The following is a 21,955-nucleotide window of genomic DNA, read 5'->3' as shown; positions in this document are numbered from 1 at the left end:
TTAATTAAAATAAATATCCAAATATTTTCCATGTTCTTCATCTACAAGGCCATACCTTGAGTCTTCGTTTGGAAATATCTTATATCTATTGTCCCCAATTCCAGACACTTTTCCACTATATATTTGGCTTCTCTTAACACGAATAAAATATATTTCTCCACCGGAGCCTTCAGCTATAATATTGTCCGTATTGTTTGAGTAAAACTTGTAGATGCTATCCGATGAAACAATTTTTTTCTTGTACTTCTTTTCTCCCTTTGGATTTATGTCGATATACATAAGCTTTAGGGATTCTCTGTCATAAATATCGGTATATGATGAAAAGATTCCATTTTTTAATGCGATAAATGAAAAGAACTGTTCCGATGGCTCTATGGGGATTTTTTCCACATTGTTGTCTTCATCAACAATATAAAAATAACTATTTTTCTTGTCCTTGCCCTGAGCAATCAGACGGTCGCCGCTACTATAGATCCTATCTTGTATCTCATCTACAAAGTCGAATGAAAACATGTCGTTTGGATTTTCATCAAGTAGTGGAGATACATTATACTTACCATCTTTTAAACTAAGATAGTATAGGTCGTCAAAAGCAAACAAAAATTTTGGTGCAAACTTTTGTTTTTCCAAAGTTGTTATTAAACTAATGCCACCGCTTTCAAGCTTTCCAATGGAATAGGTTTTGTTTTCAATACTTTTCCCAAAGAAAGGATCTGTAGGTGTATTATTTGTTGGCAAAGTTTTGTTTTCAGTTTTATGCTTTGTCTCTTCAGTAGCCTGTTTGTTTTCTTCAGCCTTATTTTCTATTTCCCCAATATCTGTAACTTCTGTTGGCTCATTAAAAAAATCTTTTCCGCCGTCGCCAAAACTAATGTAAATATCCCCTTGATAAACAGCAAGGTCGTGAATCTTCATTCCCTTTTGAAAAAAATATCTCTTAACTTCTCTTTCACATTGAAAGTCGTATATCATAAGACAGTCTGCAAGCTTTTCGCTTTCGTCTTTTACATCATGAATTAAAATATAAAGTCTATTTTTATAGGCCTTTAAAATTTCATGTTCTTCTTCGATTTTAGGAAGCTCATACTCTATCATGCTATAGTCCACGTCCATGTCTTGAATGGTATATTCTTCCTTTTCAACTTCTTTAACCTGTCCCCTTGAACAGGCAATTGTAATTAATACTATTAAAAATATAAATACTTTAAAAATTTTTTTCACGCTATCATGCCCTTCACTATTTCCAGCAGTATAAATGAAGATGCGATTATTGGTACAAAAGCTATCTTCATCTTCCTATCTCTTTTCTTTAAGTATAACACGAGGGCAGCTAAACCACCTACAATGCTTATAAAAAAAAGAAAAATTGTGGTTTCGTGAAAGTTTAGGCTTAGGTTTAAACATAAAATAAGTAAAATATCTCCAAATCCAACATAATCTTTCCGGCTTAACATATAACCTATTATAAGAAGAAGGGTTGAGAAAATTATTTTGTATATCACTTCCTCTTTAAACCAAAAGTTGTAATATGAAAGTATTGCCGAAAGAAAAAACACTCCTGCTATATGTGAATAGTAGATGTCTTTTGTTTTTAAGTCGATTATGGACATGGCAATGAGTAATGAAATTAAAACCGCCATTAAAATGCTTTTATAAAAATCACCAACAAGAAAGTAGACCATTACAAATAAAAATCCAGAAAGAACTTCAGAAATAGGATATCCTATGGAAAGTTTTTTATGGCAACAGTTACTACGTCCCCTTTGAAATAAAAAGGAGAGTATTGGTATGAGATTATAAAAATGAAGCCTTTTATGGCAGTGGTCACATACTGAAAATGGTTCTGTTATAGGGCGAGAAGTTTTTCTCATAATTTGAAGATTCAAAAACGATCCCATAACAGAACCAAGTATAAAGGAGAAAAATTTCATTATTCTTTTAATTCAATAATTCCAGGGGAAACTTCAACATCGCCTTTATCTGTAATTGTAACAGTATAATCTTTTCCAGCCTTGCCGCTAAGTTCAGATATTCCCTTTGGAACCTTTGGATAGTTCTTTACATAGTCCTTGTAACTTGCATCCCCTGGCCAAGTCGCTGCCCCTCCACCATTTGCAACATAGTTAAGCGCCGCTGATTCAAGCACCCTAACATTTGCATTATGGGCAGTTATTACAGACTTTCTCTTGGAGTTATTGTACTTAGGTAGTGCAATTGCCGCAAGTACCGCAAGGATTGCAATTACAATAATAAGCTCAATTAATGTAAATCCCTTTGACTTCTTTCTAATGTATTTTTTCATAGTTCCTCCTTAAAAGTTATAACTATTTATTAAATCAAACATAGGAGTGGCAATGGAAATAACAATAAATCCAATTATTATGGCCATCACTATGATGATTGTTGGTTCAAAGACCCTTAACATATTGTCTATGGCGTAGTCACTCTCTTCACTGTAGTGAGTGGAAATAACATTTAATATATCGGAAAGCTCCCCGGTTTGTTCCCCAACTTCAATCATTGATGAAAATAGTTTTGGAAGCTCTTTTATCTCATGAAAAGTTTCAGAAATACTTTTTCCATTTTGAATTTCTAAAATACCAGTCTTTATTCTTTCTTCTAAATATCTATTTCCAAGGCCTTCAGAAATTATTGAAACCGCATCAATAAAATTAAGCCCTGCATTAGTTGAAATTGAAAGTGCCATGGAAATCTTTCCCGTTAAGACCTTAGAATAATTCTTTCCAACTATGGGAATTTTAAATTTAAATTTATCTACTGCTAGTTTAAAGCTGGTCTTCTTGTAAAGCATTGCAAATAAAAAAATGAATATTAAAATAGCAACCATCAGCGTGACGCCGTGATTGTTAAAAAAAGAAACTATTGCAATTAAAACTTTCGTGGACTTAGGAAGGGTGTTTTCGCTTTCCCTAAACAAGTCCAAAAAGGTTGGCATAACATATGTAAAAATAAAAAACAAAACGCAAATCGCAGTGACCATTAAGATAATGGGGTACACCAAAGCTCCCTTAACTTTCTTATCAATCTGATCCGTCCTCTTATAGTAGAGAGAAAGATTTTTAGAAATTTCTTCAATCCTTCCCGTCTCTTCCCCAGTTTTAATCATGGTTATGAAAAATTCTTCAAAATTTCCATGCCTTGAAAAACTATCGGAAAGATTATGCCCCATTAAAAGATCTTCATAAACTGCATTTAAAATATAATTTAAACTCTTAATCTCCCTTTGGTCCTTAAGAATAAAAATCGCCTCTTCTGAATTAATCCCTGCCTTTAAAAGGGAAGAAAATTCATTTAAGAAGATGGATAAATCCTTATTGTTTTGTTTTATGTAAATTGGTTTATTAATTACTTCTCTAATAGCTTCAAAATTAATCATCATACTATAGAAAGATTGGCAAGTTCTTCAAAGGAAGTGTTTCCCTTTAAAAACTCAACGCCACCCTTGTACTGTAAATTTTTAATATCCTTTTTCTTGCCCAGTGCCTTGAGAGCGTCCAAATTGACATCAGGTTCAATAAGCTCCCTAAAATCCTTGTCAATAACAAGTATTTCAACAAGGGCCTTCCTTCCGTGATAGCCTTCGTTGCAGTGTTCACAGCCACATGGCTCATAAACCTTTTCGGGGAATTCAGTAATGCCTATGGATTTTAAATAGTCTATCTTGTCGGAACTTAAAGAAACTTCCCTCTTGCAATAAGGACATAATAAACGAATAAGCCTTTGAGATACAACGCCTCTAAGACTTGCCCTAATTAAATAATCTTCAACACCCATGTCCAAAAGCCTTACAATAGCAGAGTAGGAATCATTAGTATGTAGAGTGGAAAAAACTTTGTGCCCAGTAATGGAAGACCTAACGGAAATTTGCGCAGTCTCCTTGTCCCTGGTTTCACCAACTAGAATAATCTCAGGGTCTTGACGTAAAATTGCACGAAGAGCATTAGAAAAATTAATGCCCGCCTTCTCATTTATCTGAATTTGATTAATACCAGAAATCTTAAACTCAACGGGATCTTCAACAGTAATAATATTTACCCTGTCGTCGTTAAGCTCCCTTAAAAGAGAGTACAAAGTTGTAGTCTTGCCACAACCAGTTGGCCCGGTTAAATAAATAAGACCATTTTCAACCTTTGCCAAATTTAAAAGCTTGTCCAAATCATCTTCATTAAGTCCCAAGTTCTTCAAACTTATTTTGTTCTCATCCTTTTCAAGAATTCTTAGTACAACCTTTTCCCCATAGATAGTTGAAATGGTAGAAACACGAATATCCACATTCACATTCTCATAATCGAAATTAAAAGAACCATCCTGTGGAAGTCTCTTCTCCGCAATGTTAAGTTTAGACATTACCTTTATTCTACTAACATACCTCTCATACTCATGTCTTAAAATGTTTTTCTCAGTGTAGAGCCTTCCGTCAATACGAAACCTTACCCTTACACTTTCAGCAAATGGTTCAATATGAATATCAGAACAGCCCCTTTGAACAGCTTCAAAGATTAATTCATTTACATTTAAAATAATATCATCTGGCTTTTCAACAAGCTTTTCTTTCCTTTTAATCATATTAACCACACTTTTAAAAATAATATTAAAGAGTACATCTATATGGTAGCATGGTAAATTGTAAAAATCAATAAATTTTTTATTTATTTATTTTTTGGTTTGTGAGGGTTGTTAAGTTTTATAATAACCGATAAAAAAGTAGTCAAGGTTCTATACCCTGACTACTTTATAAATTTATCCAACTTTGTTTACTTCTTTAATTCCTTCAATTAAATTTTTAACTTTTGCATAAGGAATTCCCGCAGCTAATTCGTTTTCATCCCATTTTGCTAAAGTTCTTGTTGACGGACATAACATGCTTATATTTATTTCTCCTGTCAAGTATGGTATTACTGTAACTTCACTGCAAAGTCCTTGCATTGCTGCAAGATTTAGGTTCATTCTCCTTCCACCGTTATACATTTCAGCTTGAATAATTTTCATCATTTTTTGTGCATTAGCTACAATAATAATTAAATCTGGCTCTTTATCAAAGTCTTTCAGAGGTGCTATGCCTATTCCATAGAGTCTTATACCATTACTTGGAAAAGCCGGAACTTCCGACCAAACTTTTTGAGCTATTCCTCTAGTTTTATATAATCCATAGGAGTAATAAACTCTTCCTGATTTAATTTCGTCATTAGGATCTTCCAATCCTAAAGCTGTTGTTGCACCATCACAATAGTGATTTTCAATAACGGTCTTCGCTGCCAAGCTATTTCTACTAGCTTTCTCAACAAAAACACAATATGCCATTCTATATTTAGTTTCCTCTAAACTACTATTTTCATATTCTTCTTTGGAATAATAGAATTCAATTCCTACAGGTTCTCTTTCCAAACCAAGGATATTTTTGAATTCTTTTGAAATTTCATAGTTTATTGAATCATTTTTGTTTTTTGTAATATCCTGCTTTTCATATATAGGCATTTTTACCCCCTTTATTAGTACGTTAATGAGAATTTAAAAAGTCCCCATTTAATAAATAGAAATACTATAATAAAAATAATCATAATTCCTACTACTAAGCTTATTATATCTAACTTTTTAATCTCCAACGGTTTGTAAACAGTTCTGGTTTTATACTTTCCAAAAGCTCTATTTTCCATTGATATCGCTACTCTTTCGCCTTTTCTAATGGATGTGACTAATAGAGGTATAGTATACTTAGGAATATTTGTAAAAACTGAAAAAAATCCTTCTGATGCAACACCTCTTGTTGCATGACAGCATTTAATATTATCTAGTTCGTACTTAAATGTAGGAAAAAATCTATACGCCGCCAAAAAAGCAAATCCAAAAGACTCAGGAACTTTAAAATATTTTATAAGGCATGAAGTTAGCTCCATCGGTTTAACTGTGTTTACGAATATTATAGAATACCCTGCCATTACCAAAAATCTCAGTCCAAGAGATATGGAGTATTGAATATTTACACCTTCTCCCGATGCTTTTTGACCTAAGAAAATGAAAATTCCATAAGATACGGATAATACAAAAACATATCTCAACTTATATAAATAGTTAATTACTGTGATTTTTGAGAACAGGCCAACAGAAATAACGGATAACATAAATATACAAAGTGTTAAATAAGCCCATTTATCAAAAGTTACTAGAATTGTTACCGATACTAATATAATTATTTTTATAAGCGGATTAAGTTCATCCATCAATTCATCCCTATTTATATTCATAAACATCAGCATCTCCATAATATGATATTTCACCATTACTCAACTCTAACACTTTATGACATGCATTTCTTATAACTTCCATATCATGTGAAATCATTATAATCCCTACTCCATCATTTTCTAAAGAACTTACGCTATATAAAAGCTCTAACAAATACCCCAAATTTTCTCTATCTTGTCCAAAAGTAGGTTCATCTAATATTAATATATTCTGTCCAGTAATCAACATGTCAGCTGTAGAAAGCTTTCTCTTTTCTCCTTGACTTAGTTGAAAAGGATTATTCTTCCTTTTATCTGATAAGCTAAAAATATCCAAATATTTATCTACTGCTTTATCTATTTCTTCTTGACTGAGATTTCTCGCTTCCAATCCCAAAGCTAATTCTTCTTCAACTGTGTTTTTTATAAATTGATGCTCTGGATTTTGAAATACAAGACCTACATTTTTACCAAGCTCTTTAAGAGAAAAATCATTAATATTCTTTGAATTAATTAAAACAGTTCCCTTAAATTTTCTCCTCAAGCCCGAAAGTATATTGGCCAAGGTTGACTTTCCAGCACCGTTATGTCCTACAATGCCTAAAACTTCACCTTTTCTTAAATCAAATGAAATATTATTTAATATTTTTCTATGACCATAAAAAAATTCTACATCATCAATGGATAGAATCACTTCTTCCGATGCTTTGTTTTTATTAACCGGTAAAAGACTTTCTTCTCTGATTTTTCCGATATACTCTTCTACATTTTCATCAATCATTTTATTTTCAGAAATATTGTATAGTTTATCAACGCAGTCTTCCAACATAGAAGTGTTGTGCTCTATAGCAATAACTGTTTTATTCTTTTTTTGAGATAGTTCTTTAATTATTGCAACTATCTGAGCACTTGTTATTGGGTCTAGATTAGCAGTAGGCTCATCTAAAATATATATATCTGGGTCCATTGCAACCACAGCTGCAAAAGCTACCTTTTGCTTTTGACCTCCAGAAAGTTCATTTAATGGTCTGTCCCTTAGATGACCAATGTCAAACAATTCAAATACACTATCTATTCGTTTAGATATTTCATCTCTTGAAATCTTTAGGTTTTCTAATCCAAACGCCACTTCATCCTCTACAGTAAATGTGCAAAGCTGTGCATCAGGATCTTGCATAAGAAAACCTATGGTTCCAGCTAAATCAACCATGCTAGAATCCGAGATATCTTTCCCATTTATAATTATTTTACCTGTAACATCCCCATCCATAGCTGTGGGAATAATTCTTGCAATACAATTAATCAAAGAGGATTTTCCCTACAATGTCAAGCAATTGTTACATAAAATTAGACGATATTTCTATCGCCTAATTTATAAACAAAACTTTTATTTTAACTTTTTTATACGTTCACTTTCTGTTAGAATCCTCATTTGTTCAATAGCAATTGCATTTAATTTTTCTATCCTTTCAGTTGCATCCATTCCCTCATTTATGAAAACAGCATTTAAGTTCTCAAGATTTGATAAACACACTAATTGTGATATATCAGCATAGTCTCTCATATTTCCTTTTAACTCCGGATTATTTTCACGCCATTCTTTTGCTGTCATTCCAAACAAAGCTACATTTAATATATCTGCTTCACTTGCATAGATATAGTTTATTCTTTCCTTTGATAATTTTTCAGGGACAAGTTTATTCTTAATTGCATCTGTATGAATTTTGTAATTTATCTTAGCTAAATTCCTCTTGATATCCCAACCTAATTGTTTTTGTTCTTCTTCTTTTAAGCGCTCAAACTCTTTAATAAGATAGAGCTTAAAATAAGGTGATACCCACGACGCAAATTCAAAAGCTATGTCTTTATGTGCATATGTTCCACCATATCTTCCTGCTTTGGCAACAATTCCGATAGAATTCGTCTTATTGACCCATTGTTTAACCGATAAAATAAAACGATTAAAACCTGCTTCATTTTTAATTCCCTCGAATTCGGTGGAATTAAAATTCGCATTATACATTTCTTCCCATATTCCTAAAAATTCAATTGTATTTTTATTCCTTAGCCATTTTTCTATTAGTGCCACACCATTTTCAACATTTCTAACCATGTCGGTTAAAGAAATATAATCTCTATTATCTATGGCAATAATGCTAATTTCTGATCCTTCTACATTTATTTTAGACACAAAAATCACCTCACAATATCTCATTTTAACTATAATTATATCATTTTTTTATTTGTTCCTAAATATTTACCCTATCAACTCATAGTAAACAGTACTATTTATTTCCGCAAATTTCCTCGCCATTATTTTCACTTTGGCGTATTAAAATTAAAGTTGGCGAGATTATGAGTTACTTTTAATGCTATTCATCTATTTTTCTAAAATTTCTATTTCTCCACTTCTTGATACAATTATTTTATCAATTTTATTGTCTAAATAAGCCTTCAATAAACTTTCTTCGTCTAAGACTGTAATATCCGTTTCTTTCCTTGAATCAATCTTCTCTGATTTTAATTCTTTCAACCTACTCTCCAGTAATACCTTTTTATCATGGATAAAAGTTTTTTCCTTTAAATAGTCATCTTTTGAAATATTTTTCTTTTTATAGTTTTCATAGATGATTTGTAAATTACTGTTTAATATGGATATTTCCTTTAGAATCTCGTCTTTCACATTCTTGTGTTCTATGACTTTCTCTTCATTTAATGTGTTTTGTATCTTAAAATCTTTTAATTTGGGTTTTATAAGTTCAATAATATCTTTCTCTTTGATATTGTTTGGTGTTTTCTCAGCTTTACATAAATTACAATAATAACTTTTATACTTGTATATTTTATCAGAATTCTTCTTTTGTCTACTGTCACATCGAAAACTCATATGTCTACCACATTCTTTACAAAAAATCTTATCAGAAAAAATAGAACGATTTTTATTTCCTGTATATCCTCCAAAACTTCTTTTTTCTTTTATTTTCTTTACCTCATCAAATACTTCTCTTGAAATAATCGCTTCATGGGTATTTGGAAGTATTTTCCACTCCTCTTCAGAAAGTAAAATTCTTTTTCTTCCACCTATTTTTGTTTCTTTGAATTTATTATATACATAATCTCCTGTATATAGTTCGTTCCTTGTAATCTGTGAGATAGCTGCGTTTGTCCAAACTCTTTTCTTTACTTCACTTCCAGTAATTAAATTTCCAGTATAATCAGAAAGTTTCAGTTCTTCTTTTCGTTCAGAGCGTGTAATATAACCTTTTTCATTAAATATATTAGCCACTTGAATGCACGAATATCCTTTTAGCAATAAATCAAAAGCTTCTTTAACTATAAAAGCTGTTTTTTCATCAATGATGATACTATGTTTATCTTTTGGATCTTTAATATATCCAAAAGGTGCTGCCCAATTTATATTTTTCCCCTGCGATTTAATTTGCCTAATAGAACTTCTTACCTTTTCAGATAATTCCTTACTGAATAAATCATAATACAATGTCTTAAACTGTGTATCTGTATCTAAGCCATTACCTTGTTCTTTTAAAGAATCATAGTTGTCATTAATAGCAATAAATCGTATTTTTAGAAATGGAAATATATTGCTCAAATAATCCCCAAGTAAGATATAATCTCTTGAAAACCTAGACATATCTTTTACAATTATAGTTCCTACTTTACCACTCTTTATATCCTCAATAAGCCTTAAAAATGAAGGTCTATTTGTATTAGTAGCAGAATATCCATCATCTACATATTCTTCTATTTCACAACTTTTTAAAGATGTTTCATTTTCAATGTAGCTTTTTATATAATCTCTTTGATTTGCTATACTTTCACTTTCATCTACTTTGTGATAATCTTCTTCAGAAAGTCTTAAATATATAGCTATCTTATTCATGCTCTACCTCCAACTGCTTTCCCACATCTTTATCAAGTTTAAACTTAAAATATATGGTAACCTGCTTATACTCTGATATTTCTATATGGCTAATTAATGTATCGACCAATTCTTTATCAACTTCTATGCTTTTAGCATCCAAGCAGCAAAATAGTACATCTATAAATTCTATAATTTCTCTTTTTATCTTTTTTATATTTCTTATTCTTTCATCAAAAACTTTTAACTCATTTTTTAAGGTTTTTATTTGATTATTTATTTTTTTACTTTCTATTTTAAAATCACTTAAAAGAATATCTCCTTTAACATAGTTTTCATATTGTTCTTGTAGATTGATCCTAAGAGAAGCAATCTTTTTATTATTTACATCTGTTTTTATAGAAACTTGATTTATCTTTTCAGCACTTATATTTTCTAAATATATTTTTAGTTGTAATCTTTTATCCTTTTTATAAAAGCTTGAAAACAGTCTTTTTAAGGTATCTACTAAAATTTTGTCGAGGTCTGTTTCATATATTCTGACATGAGATTTTTCCAATTTTAATCTGTCTCCACCTTTACAATAATAGCAATAGCAAATCTCATCATGATATTTCAGTCCTCGTGGTCCATATTGTTTTTTCAAATTTCTACCACAAACACTGCATTGTATGAGGTCGTCATACTTTCCTTCTTTTTTATAATCTCTTTGAATTTTTACTCCAACATTTTCTTTTCCGTCTTTTATTATGTTTTTCAGTGAATGGTAAGGTAGATAGTTTTGTTTTTTCTCCTTTATCTCTCTGATATTTTCAAATGTAGTTTTGTCTATTAACCCTTCGTGGGTGTTCTCTGTTATAATCCACTCTTCTTTATCACGAAACTTACTTTTCCTACTTGGATCATGTCTATTTGAGTATACTCTTTGAATCAAATTCCCAATATATACTTCATCAGAAAGCATTTTTGATATATAAGAAATATCCCATTGTTTTGTATCTTCTTTATCCTTAAAAATTTTACCTGTTCTTTTATATTCATCAGGTGTCGTATATGTTTTAGTCAATTCTCTTGCTATTTGCATATTGGATTTACCTTGACTTGCCATATAAAAGATAAGTCTTACTACATCTGCTGCCTTTTCGTCCATCACCAGAACTCTTTTTCCATCAATTTTATCAACCTTATAGCCATACGGAGCCATCGCTCCTATAAAAGACCCTTGTTTCATTTTTATTTCTTTGGAGGCTTTTATTTTCTTTGAAATATCTTTTGCGTATAAATCATTGAAGATATTTTTTATTGCTATTTCATAACTCTGATCTGATTTTATACCGTCTTTAGTATCTAGATTATCATTTACGGAAATAAATCGAACTCCCAAAAACGGAAATACTTTTTCGATATAGTTTGCGATTTCTAAATACTCTCTACCAAACCTTGACATATCTTTTACTATAATACAATTTATCCTGCCTGTTCGAATATCTTCCATCATTTCAATAAATGCAGGTCTTTTAAAATTTGTTCCAGAATATTCATAGTCCTTGTATACTCTTAAAATCTTTATATCTTTTTCTTCTGCAGCATTTATACAAAGTTCTTCCTGCATTTCAAGTGAATTACTTTTATCCCTGTAAGCTTCCTTTCTTTCCTGTGATAATCTAGCATAAATACCGGCAATGTATATTTTTTCAATCACTTTTCCAACTTCTGTTTCTGATTGTGATATATGCCTGTTTTTTGTTCTAGCCACAGCATACCTCACTTTCAGCACTTACAAGACTTTTATTCATAACAGTGGGAATAGTTTTTGACTTCCTACTTATATAGACACTTTTCTTTTTTATGATGTTAGATTTAATATCAGGCTTATCCATTTTTGTCATTTCTTCAAGTAAAGACAATTCTTCGGTATGATTAAACCTAACATCTATCGTTTTATCTTCAGAAATAAAAATTTTATCAATGAGCATCACAACAGACAATCTATCTATTTCCGATAAATTTTTATACTTGTTAATGTCGATGATCCAACTCTTATTTTTGTCAATCTTCTCCTTAGTATATTCCTGTTTTTTCAATCTATACTCGATACTTTCATCTAATTTAGTCAGTTTCTCTGTATAGTTTTTTCTAAAAAGTTGATATTCTTCTTTACTAATAACATCTTCTTTCAGGTCAAGGTATAGGGAAGATAAGAGTTCTTCTGTCATTGCTTTTTCTCGTTTTAGTATAGGAATTTGATTGTCTTTCAAATTTTTATTTATATCTATACGCTGAACTTTAAAATATAGATTTTCATTAAATTCAATGTAGGACTTCATTATTTTAGATACTGCTTTTATCAAGGTTTCTTCTTTTATGCTGTGTCTTGTGCAAGATTTTTCCTTGTTATACTTTGAGCATATATAGAAAACCTCTTCTCTTTTTTTATACTTTACAGTCCTTCTAATCAAAGAACTTCCACATTCTTTACAAAAAAGCATTCCTGTAAAAATATCAATTTTGTCCTTTCCACGAGAATTATTCAAATCTCTTTTTAACATAGTATTTGCAATAGTAAAAACTTCTTTACTTATAATTGCTTCATGGGTATTTTCTACTCTTATCCATTCTTCTTTCTCTTTTTCTATCTGCTTTTTATTTTTATAACTTAAAGTAACACTCTTTCCTTGTAAAGTATTTCCAATATATACTTCATTTTCTATAATTCTATTTACTGTCTTTGCTGACCAAGTTCCACCTTTTGTATTTTGAAATCCATTACACTTAAATCCTTGACTTTCTTTATATTTTCTTGGAGTTAAAACTCCTAAATGATTTAGTTCATCTGCAATTGCCTTTGAGGAATATCCCAAGAGTTTCATATCAAATATATTTTTGATAATATCCGATATCTCTTTATCAATCACTAACTTGTTTTTATTCTCCTCAGACTTTTTATATCCATAAGGTGCAAAAGCACTGATAAAGTCTCCTTTTTCTCTTTTTATCTTTTGAGAGCTTTTTACCTTATTGGAAATATCTCGGCAATAACTATCATTGATGAAGTTTTTTATAGGAAGTATAAGGTGTGTATCGTTTATATCTGCACTTTTACTATCGTAATTGTCATTTACTGATATAAATCTTATACCGTTTTCCGGAAATATTCTTTGAATATATTTTCCAGCTTCTATATAATCTCTTCCGAATCTTGATAAGTCCTTTACAATAATTGTATTGAACTTTCTATCATAGGCAGCCTTTATCATTTCTTTAAAATTGGGACGATCAAAATTTGCACCTGAATACCCATCATCCACATACTCTTTGACAATTGTAATTTGATTTTTTCTTGCATAAGAGTCTATAATTTCTCTTTGATTGGATATAGAGTTACTTTCTGTTTTTTCGCCATCTTCTTTTGATAATCTTAAATACATAACTGCCAAATTTTCTTTTGCTAAATTGTTTTTAAACATAAAAAAGCCTCCTTTAGTTCAATTTACATACAATAAATCAAACCAAGGTTAGGCTTCCACAAAAATATTATAACGCTCCTTATATTTTTTGTCAGCTCCTAATAGACAGAAAATTTTTCTTTGATGTATTCCTCTACTAAATTTTCTAAACTAAATCCATTTTCATTAAATTTAACTTCTATATTCCAACCATCAATTTGATTTATCATCTGTTTATCTTTTTTATCTGTTTTCATTTCTGTATTTATATTATGTTCATCACACATAATACCTTCTCCTTATCTTCAATATTTTTAAGTTTTTTGACATTAACAGGCGTGTAGGTCACGACATTGGAATTTCACCACCGCCCCTTTTCAAGATGAGCCGGCAACAACTGTAGAAGTATCATTATCCCCATTTGCTTCAATGCATCAGTTTCCTAGGCTGAATATATAATTTCTTTTTGTCGCTCGTTTTCTTTTATCCTTCTTTTAACTAGAGTATTTATTTAAACCGAAATCCTTATCAGCAGAAAAGTTATGGCGAAGAAATTATAAAGCTCCACAAATGGTTAATGTCCTGTCTTGGTCTATTCAGTTGTCAAGGTTCAAATTTCTATTAATTTCTTTTTTATATAAAAGAGGACAAAATTCCCCTTCACTTTATAAAGGAAAATTTGCCCTCTTTGGTAACCAGAAATTATATTTCTTCTATAAATTTCTTTAGTTTTTCTAAAATCTTATCTCGTCTTTTAATTAAAGTTGGATGTGAGATATTTTTAGTCTTTGCTACTGCACGAAGTGTTTCATCATTGAAATATAATCTTTCTATGATTTCCCGTTCATCCTTATTTAACTTTGACATTGCATTTCTTAGTGCTTCAATCATCATTTGTGTAGCTACAACTTTTTCAACATCAACATTTTTATCTTCTAGATTATCTTCAAAATTCCCATCGTGATTTAGAGACGAAAAAAATAGCAAGTGGTTTTTCTTGTCCACCTGCTCTAAATATTTTTCGTGTTCTCTTTCTTGCCAATAGACTTTGTATATCTGCTCACTTACTTTGATTTTTTGTCCACCGACATAAAGGTAATATTCTTTTGTCATTTATGTTTCCTCCATTCTTTTTTTGTCTTTATGTTTTCAGACAAAAAAAGGAGGACTCCTGCTCTTGGGCATGGTTAGTCCTCTAGAATGAAAGAAACTATTTCTAATAGTAATTTTATTTAATTTTTTAACTGAGTTATCTAACTTGTAAACAGCGTAAACCAAAGAAAAAAGGTAAATGTAATTTAATTATATTTATTTGCATATTTCCCTCCATTCTTTTAAATAAACCCACTTATTATTCATTACTTGAATTTTTCAAACTAATTTTATCCATCCTATTTAATTCCCCAAACATCATTACTACACCAGCTATTATCATAATTAAATCTACAAGGGGTTCTGCAAACCATACTGCTTTAACTCCAAATATCATTGGTAAAATAATCATGGCAGGTACGAATAAAAATAACTGTCTTAGCATTACTATTATGCCGGCTTTTTTTGCGTTTCCTATTGATTGGAAGAATGTTATAGTCATTACCATTACTCCATATAGGATAAAGATAGAATAAAATAGTCTAAAGTTTCCTATTCCCTGAGTTATAATACTTTCTTCTACTCCAAATAAAGAAAGAATATTCTTTGAAAATGCTAATGCTGGTATCCAAAATATTGATGCAAGAACTAATCCTCCGATAGAAAATACTTTCATAGCTTCCTTTACTCTGTCGTATTTTTTCGCTCCAAAATTTGTACCAACTACAGGTTGTAAACCTTGACTCATTCCCCAAAGTGGAATGAATGAAAAGGCATATATTCTAAGTGTTGCTGCCATCAAGATAGCATTTGTATCTCCGCCATATTTAAATGACATTTTATATAGCATTGTTTGTTGAATCATGAATAAAATTTGCATCATCATAGCAGATGACCCTACGCCAAACATTTCTTTTTTTATTTCCTGATCAGGTTTGATTTTATTTATTTTTACTGCTTTACTTTTATATTTGAAGTAATAGAGTGTTATTATTGCTTGAACAAATTGTGCTGTAATAGTTGCAAGTGCAGCCCCCTCAATCGCATATTTTCCCATTAATTTCATTAGAATTGGATCAAGAATTATGTTTAAAAAAGCCCCTAGCCCCATAATGAGCATTGCTTTTTTCATTAACCCTTCTCCACGCATAACCATGTTTGCTGATTGAGTAAAGTTTACAAATAAAGAACCAATGAAAATTACTCGTAAATATCTGATACCATATTCTTTAATTTCTCCACTTGCTCCAACCATATCTAAAAAATGTGGTGCAAGTAAAATTCCGCCTATTGTAATAATTGATGAGAATAGAATAACCCAAAAGATTAAATTCCCCATAATTTTATCAACTGTTTTTTTGTCGCCCTTTCCTATAGCTCTTGATAAAACCGATGCTGAACCTACACCAATAAGTGTAGATACACCACTATTGAAAAATGTAAGTGGCATAGCTACACCACAAGCTGTCATTGCTGTTTGTCCTATAATATTTCCTGCAAAAATTCCATCCATTAGTGGATAAAGACCTATTACTATCATTCCTATTACAGCAGGGACAGATAATTGAAAAAGTAAATCTATAGGTCTTTTTGTTAATAATTGTTCTTTCATATCTTGTTTCATAAAATCATCCTCTATTAAATTTTATTCAATTTTCCAACCAGTAGCTTTTTCTCTTTTCTCAATAAAACTCTTGTATATGTGTGATTTTTCCATAAGCTCTTTATGTTTACCAATACTTTCAATATTTCCTTTATCCATAACAACAATTTGATCAGCATTTTTAATAGTTCCAAGTTTATGTGCAATCACAATTACAGTTTTATGTTTTAACAAATTGTTTAAAGCAGTTATAAGTTGTTGTTCATTTTCTGGATCTACACTTGAAGTAGCTTCGTCAAGAATAACAATTCTGCTTGGTTTTAGCATAGCTCTTGCTATAGATATTCTCTGACGCTCTCCTCCAGATAAATTTGAACCACCCTCTTGTAAAACTGTGTCATAACCATCTGACAACTTCATAATAAATTCATGACACTGTGCTTGCTTAGCAACATTAATAACTTCCTCATCACTAGCTTCTGGATTTCCGAACTTAATGTTGTTTTTTATAGTGTCATCAAATAAATAGACGTCTTGAAAAACAAAAGTGAAATTAGATAACAGATTGTCATACCTAAAATCTTTTATGTTATTATCATCAATCAATATTTCTCCAGAATCTACATCCCAAAATCTAGCTATCAAATTACAAAGTGTTGTTTTTCCACTTCCAGAACCACCTACAATTGCTGTAGTCTTACCTTTTGGAATATCTAAATTTAAACGGTTAAATAAGTTCTGTTCGTCATATGAGAAGTCAACGTCCTTTAGATTTATATCTCCTTTTTCAAAGCTTGTTCTTGTGCCTTCTGAAATTGTTGGTAAATTCCTAAGTTTAGCAATTGAATCCAAGTTTTGTATAGCTATTCCTCTAACGTTTTGCATACTTCCAGCCATTTCAAAACCAGAAAAAACAATAAAACTAGACACTACAAGCATTACAGCTTTATAGTGATCAATTTCTCCTATACAAAATCTATAAATAGCTGAAAATATAATAAGACAAATCCCTAATTTAAATATAATTAGAAATATCAAAGCAGCAGGTGCTACAGTTTTTTCAACATTTATAAAGCCTCTTCTATTTTTATAAATCTCTCTGTCCAATTCTTTAGTCATTTCACCACTTTTTCCAAACGACTTAATGACGCTAATACCTTTAACATACTCTAAAGTAGATGCGTTTAGATTTATTTTTAACGCTTGTAATTTTTTAGTCAACTCATCTGATTTCTTTTGAAAGATAACATTGCATAACATTCCTAAGAATAAAGTTCCTAAAATTATAGAACCTGTAACTATATCAAACGGAATCATAAATATCGCCATTATTATAGTTTGAATTACTCCCACAAATAAAGTTTCTATTATATTAACTCCTACGGTTTCAAGTTCACCTATAACTGTGGTTAATCCGCCTGAAATGTTTCCAAGGCGATTACTGCTAAAATATCCCATATTCACTTTTTTTAGCTGATCACCTATATATAGCCTATTTTCTGCTCCCATATTGTAAGTTGCGATGTATTTATTTCTATCAGCCATATAACTAGATAATATTTTCCCTACTACACTTAGTAGAGCTATTGCAAATACTACATAGATGTCTTCTTGTGTAATATTTCTTCCTTCAAATATATTTTGAAATATTTTAAGTAAAAGCAACATTGTAGCTCCAAGGGATATTCCTTCAAATATACTTTTTAATACTTCAAAGAAAAACATCTTGCTAATTTTGGAAGATTCTTTTCCAGCGACCCAATATAACTTGTGAATTAATTCTTTCATTTACTCACCCCTATCGTTTGATAAACTTATGTGTGATTTCCACATTTTTGCATATGTTTCACTTTTTCCAAGAAGTTCTTTATGAGTTCCTTCTGCTTCAATTTCCCCATTGTTTAATACTATGATCTTATCGGCTCCTATTATTGTAGAAAGCCTATGAGCAATCATAATAACCGTTTTATTTTCAACTAATGCATCTATAGATTTTTGAATTTCAGCTTCATTATCTGGATCAGAATATGCTGTAGCTTCGTCTAATAAAACTATTGGGCTATCTTTAAGCAAAGCTCTTGCTATTGTAAGTCTTTGTCTCTCTCCTCCAGACAAGTTGCTCCCAGATTCTCCAATTATGGTTTCATATCCATTAGGAAGACTCATAATAAAGTCATGACAAGAAGCTTTTTTACATGCATCTTTTATCTCTTCAATACTAGCATTTTGATTTGCCATTCTCATATTGTCTATAATACTTTTCCTAAATAGATAGTTTTCCTGTGATACATAGGTTACAAGTTCCATATTCTTTTCAAGAGAAACATCTTTAAGATTTACATTGCCTATGGATATTTTTCCTTTATTAATGTTCCAATATCCCGCAATTAGCTTAGCAATAGTGGATTTTCCTCCGCCAGAATAACCAACAATAGCAGTAAGTTTATTTTCTTTTGCACTAAAGGATAAGTTATCAAAAACTTTTTTCTCATCATTATAGGCAAAACATACATTTTCAAAATTTATATCGTATGAACTTATTTTTTCCTCTTTTTTACCTCGCTCTAACTCTGGTAATTCCATAACATTTTTTATTTCATCAATTACAACTCTCACATTTGCCATAGTATCCATATGACTCATGGCTTTAATCAAAGGTTTGTAGCAGGCATAGGATAACAAAACACACATTATTAGATTGCCTACTTCAATACTTCCTTTCATATACAAGTATAAAGAAGTTGGTAAAACAAATAATAAAGTTGATGGTAAAACTTCCATTGCTGCTGTCATATAGAAACAAACACTTAAATACCAATTTAGCATACTGTCTCTATTACTATTTACAGCATCAACAAATTTTCCATATGATGATGCAGACTTATTGAATGCCTTTATAACTTGAATTCCCCTAATATATTCAACAGCTGTTGTATTCATGTTTTTTGCGGCTTCTTGATAATTTCGTGATTTTTCTTCATATCCACCCATCATTAGAATTGAAAATAGCACCCCTAGTGGCAAGGTGATAAGATTTGCAATTCCAATTCTCCAATCTATAATAAAAATAATAACTACTAAAGCGATTGGAATGATCAGATTAGCTATTACTTCAGGAATAACATGAGCTATCGGTTGCTCAATTTTATTCAAAGTTTCTACCATAAACTGAGTCCATTCTCCACTAGATCGTTTTTCAATCTCTCCCATTGATAATCTATTAATTTTTCTTACAAGTTTCTTCCTCTCATCCTCTATTATGCGAAATGCTAAATTGTGAGAAATTAAAGTTGAAATCTCATGAAAAATAACACTTCCTATTAATCCACCTAAAATAAGCAAAATCGGTCTTATATAGAATTCTAAATCTGTATTACTAATTGCTATATTTTGAGTAATCTTAGCTAAAGCAAAATATGGTACAACACTACAAAAAACACCAATTACTGCAATAATAACTGATGATAAAATTTGTCCTATATGCTTTTTTAAAACTTCCATTACGCACCTCCTAAATTATTTAGCCTCCATAGCTCTTAACAGCTGTCCTATATTATCAATATAAAAATCTTCTGTTATTATCCCATTCTCTAGTTTTACAAGTCTATCACACGTCTTTGCTATAAATTCAATATCATGAGAAATTATCAAAAATTTTGTTCCTTTTTTTTGTTCCTCTTTGATTAATCTCCCCACCTTATCCATACTCCTGAAATCAAGCCCTGATGTCGGCTCATCCAATATAATAAAAGGTGTTTCTCTCAACATAGCTACGCATAGAACCAATCTCTGTTTTTGACCACCTGATAAAGTTGCTGGATGCTTATCTCTTATATCAAATAATCCAACTTTTTTTAAAAGTTCCTCTGCTTTCGTGATATAATCTTCTCTATTTTTTAACCCAGTTAATAATTCATCCATCAAATCTTCCCCAAATAATTGAGAGTCTAAATCTTGAGGAATATACCACACTTTGCTTAACCTCATCTTTTTATTAGCTTTGAGTCCATTTATCTTTATTTCTCCATCAGTCTGATTTTGAATCCCAGAATAAATTTTACCGAGTGTACTTTTACCTGTTCCATTTATTCCTACTAAAGCAATAGTCTCATTGCTATCAAATTTAAGTGACACATCTTTTAGTATGAAATTATTTTTATATTTTTTACTAATATTTTTCACCTCAAAATCAAAAGAATTGTCACTACTAATTTCTTTTTCTTTAACTTTGTGGTCATCTACAACAATATCATCAAGATTTATTGAGCGTAAGCCCAATGCATTTAAGTCTTTTGAACTAATTTTTTCAAATTCTTCTGCTTTATAACTATTTGTTAAAGATCCATTTTGTATCAATAAATACCTATCAGCTATTCCTTTTAAATAAAATAACCTATGCTCAACAATTACTATAGTTTTTCCTTCATTTTTTAAGTCCATTACAAGTTTTGAAAATTTATATATTGATTGTAAATCAAGATTTGCAGATGGTTCATCAAATACATAAATAGATGGTTCAATGGCTCTTGCTGAACAAATTGCTACTTTTTGCCTAATTCCATAGGATAAATTGTATATCCTATTATTTAGCAATTTATCAATATTCATTTTCTCAGTTGATTCATTTACTCTTCTTATTATTTCATCACGCTTATATCCCAAATTTTCCGGTCCAAATGCAATTTCTCCATTAACTTCATTGGCAAAAAATTGGCTTCTAGGATCTTGAAATACATTACCGACTAACTTTGCTATTTCCCAGGATTTTAAATTTCTGATAGATTTGCCATCAATAAATACTTCTCCATCTAAATTTCCTTCGTAAAAATTTGGAATTAATCCATTTATAGCCCTTGTCAAAGTAGACTTGCCACATCCCGACTCCCCTATAATTACACAACATTCACCATCTTTAATGTCTAAATTTATATCTTTCAACTGTTCATCTTTATTGCTATTATATGAAAAAGATAATTTTCTAATTTCCAGTTTATTATTCAATGATGCACCTCTCATATAAGACATAATATAAATAAAACAAAGCTTGCAGTTATTATAATTATGTCTAATTTACACAACTTGTTACTATAATATGAATCCCTTTTTATTGGGTTTTCAATTCCTCTAACAATCGCTGCTGCTGATAATTCATCTCCTACTTTTATAGAACGAAAAATTAAAGGAACTATAGCATATTCAAGAGTCCTCAAAGGATTTGATAAAATATGAAAAAAGTTACCTGTAAATCCCCTTACTTTCATAGCTTCTTTTATTGTTCTAAATTCCCCAGCAATTGTTGGTACAAATCGAATAATTACCGTTAATATAAGTACAAAATTTCGTGGCAACATTAATTTGTGAAATATTGAAATTAATTTTCCTGATGGTATCTTAAAAGTTAAAAATCCTGCCATGATTGGAACTATGAATTTATACAACATTCCCAAAAGCATTGGTGAAATTATAACTACACCACTAGGTATCATTTTTAATAACCAAAATGTAGTAAAACTATATATCATAAAATAAATTATGCTCTGTTTGATAAAACCAAAATATGCTAAAAGCATACAAAGCCATCCTACAAACAGAGCATGCATATAGTAACTTTTTGTAAATATTGACACCATACAGGAAATAATAGTTAAAAAAAGACAAGTTATTCCACTTATTTTTTCTATTTTCATTTCCC

19 protein-coding genes are annotated in these 21,955 nt (G+C 30.5%); all 19 read right to left on the bottom strand.

The genetic code is table 11. From position 1 onward, the window contains the following. On the bottom strand, nucleotides 1-1,221 hold the full coding sequence (locus WKS98_RS03610) for a hypothetical protein (protein WP_498916988.1): 1,221 nt from the start codon (nucleotides 1,219-1,221) through the stop codon (nucleotides 1-3). After that, complete coding sequence (locus WKS98_RS03605; RefSeq protein ID WP_498916984.1) at nucleotides 1,218-1,931, bottom strand: prepilin peptidase; 714 nt, start codon at nucleotides 1,929-1,931, stop codon at nucleotides 1,218-1,220. The genes WKS98_RS03610 and WKS98_RS03605 overlap by 4 nt, the downstream gene beginning before the upstream one ends. After that, complete coding sequence (locus tag WKS98_RS03600) at nucleotides 1,931-2,302, bottom strand: prepilin-type N-terminal cleavage/methylation domain-containing protein (RefSeq protein ID WP_498916982.1); 372 nt, start codon at nucleotides 2,300-2,302, stop codon at nucleotides 1,931-1,933. Before WKS98_RS03600 ends, WKS98_RS03605 begins: the two co-directional genes overlap by 1 nt. A 9-nt stretch (nucleotides 2,303-2,311) precedes the next feature. Next, a complete protein-coding gene (locus WKS98_RS03595) occupies nucleotides 2,312-3,400 on the bottom strand; it encodes a type II secretion system F family protein (RefSeq protein ID WP_498916980.1) in 1,089 nt (362 codons plus the stop codon). Continuing rightward, complete coding sequence (locus WKS98_RS03590; RefSeq protein ID WP_498916979.1) at nucleotides 3,397-4,587, bottom strand: GspE/PulE family protein; 1,191 nt, start codon at nucleotides 4,585-4,587, stop codon at nucleotides 3,397-3,399. Before WKS98_RS03590 ends, WKS98_RS03595 begins: the two co-directional genes overlap by 4 nt. A 174-nt stretch (nucleotides 4,588-4,761) precedes the next feature. After that, nucleotides 4,762-5,496 carry a DUF169 domain-containing protein gene (locus tag WKS98_RS03585; RefSeq protein WP_498916977.1) on the bottom strand — a complete coding sequence of 245 codons (735 nt, stop codon included), beginning with the start codon at nucleotides 5,494-5,496 and terminating at the stop codon, nucleotides 4,762-4,764. A gap of 14 nt (nucleotides 5,497-5,510) precedes the next feature. After that, on the bottom strand, nucleotides 5,511-6,263 hold the full coding sequence (locus WKS98_RS03580; RefSeq protein ID WP_498916975.1) for an energy-coupling factor transporter transmembrane component T family protein: 753 nt from the start codon (nucleotides 6,261-6,263) through the stop codon (nucleotides 5,511-5,513). Next, complete coding sequence (locus WKS98_RS03575) at nucleotides 6,250-7,548, bottom strand: ABC transporter ATP-binding protein (protein ID WP_498916973.1); 1,299 nt, start codon at nucleotides 7,546-7,548, stop codon at nucleotides 6,250-6,252. Before WKS98_RS03575 ends, WKS98_RS03580 begins: the two co-directional genes overlap by 14 nt. An 81-nt stretch (nucleotides 7,549-7,629) precedes the next feature. Next, nucleotides 7,630-8,433: a KilA-N domain-containing protein gene (locus WKS98_RS03570; protein ID WP_002842397.1), complete on the bottom strand. Its 804-nt coding sequence runs from the start codon at nucleotides 8,431-8,433 to the stop codon at nucleotides 7,630-7,632. 189 nt (nucleotides 8,434-8,622) lie between these two features. Then, nucleotides 8,623-10,143, bottom strand: coding sequence for a recombinase family protein (locus WKS98_RS03565; RefSeq protein WP_498916971.1), 1,521 nt, complete (start codon nucleotides 10,141-10,143; stop codon nucleotides 8,623-8,625). Beyond that, nucleotides 10,136-11,878: a recombinase family protein gene (locus WKS98_RS03560; RefSeq protein ID WP_498916969.1), complete on the bottom strand. Its 1,743-nt coding sequence runs from the start codon at nucleotides 11,876-11,878 to the stop codon at nucleotides 10,136-10,138. The genes WKS98_RS03565 and WKS98_RS03560 overlap by 8 nt, the downstream gene beginning before the upstream one ends. Continuing rightward, nucleotides 11,871-13,589 carry a recombinase family protein gene (locus WKS98_RS03555; protein WP_498916967.1) on the bottom strand — a complete coding sequence of 573 codons (1,719 nt, stop codon included), beginning with the start codon at nucleotides 13,587-13,589 and terminating at the stop codon, nucleotides 11,871-11,873. The genes WKS98_RS03560 and WKS98_RS03555 overlap by 8 nt, the downstream gene beginning before the upstream one ends. Nucleotides 13,590-13,687: 98 nt before the next feature. Continuing rightward, nucleotides 13,688-13,855, bottom strand: a complete 168-nt coding sequence (locus WKS98_RS03550) for a hypothetical protein (RefSeq protein ID WP_000332792.1) — start codon at nucleotides 13,853-13,855, stop codon at nucleotides 13,688-13,690. A gap of 415 nt (nucleotides 13,856-14,270) precedes the next feature. Next, the gene (locus WKS98_RS03545) at nucleotides 14,271-14,681 is read right to left on the bottom strand and encodes an RNA polymerase sigma factor (RefSeq protein WP_498916965.1); all 411 of its coding nucleotides are present in this window, start codon (nucleotides 14,679-14,681) and stop codon (nucleotides 14,271-14,273) included. A gap of 238 nt (nucleotides 14,682-14,919) precedes the next feature. Beyond that, nucleotides 14,920-16,284 carry an MATE family efflux transporter gene (locus tag WKS98_RS03540; RefSeq protein WP_498916964.1) on the bottom strand — a complete coding sequence of 455 codons (1,365 nt, stop codon included), beginning with the start codon at nucleotides 16,282-16,284 and terminating at the stop codon, nucleotides 14,920-14,922. Between the two features lie 21 nt (nucleotides 16,285-16,305). Next, a complete protein-coding gene (locus WKS98_RS03535) occupies nucleotides 16,306-18,051 on the bottom strand; it encodes an ABC transporter ATP-binding protein (protein WP_498916962.1) in 1,746 nt (581 codons plus the stop codon). Continuing rightward, entirely contained in the window at nucleotides 18,052-19,764 is a 1,713-nt protein-coding gene (locus WKS98_RS03530; RefSeq protein ID WP_498916960.1) for an ABC transporter ATP-binding protein, read from the bottom strand. A gap of 15 nt (nucleotides 19,765-19,779) precedes the next feature. After that, a complete protein-coding gene (locus WKS98_RS03525; RefSeq protein WP_498916959.1) occupies nucleotides 19,780-21,288 on the bottom strand; it encodes an ABC transporter ATP-binding protein in 1,509 nt (502 codons plus the stop codon). After that, nucleotides 21,276-21,950 carry an energy-coupling factor transporter transmembrane component T family protein gene (locus WKS98_RS03520; RefSeq protein ID WP_000687642.1) on the bottom strand — a complete coding sequence of 225 codons (675 nt, stop codon included), beginning with the start codon at nucleotides 21,948-21,950 and terminating at the stop codon, nucleotides 21,276-21,278. The genes WKS98_RS03525 and WKS98_RS03520 overlap by 13 nt, the downstream gene beginning before the upstream one ends. Nucleotides 21,951-21,955 lie beyond the last annotated feature (5 nt).

It is taken from the genome of Lagierella sp. ICN-221743, from assembly GCF_037890055.1.
Taxonomy (GTDB): Bacteria; Bacillota; Clostridia; order Tissierellales; family Peptoniphilaceae; genus Mediannikoviicoccus.
The sequence above is the reverse complement of the archived record's forward strand: the minus strand, read 5'-3'. Positions and strand labels throughout refer to the sequence as shown.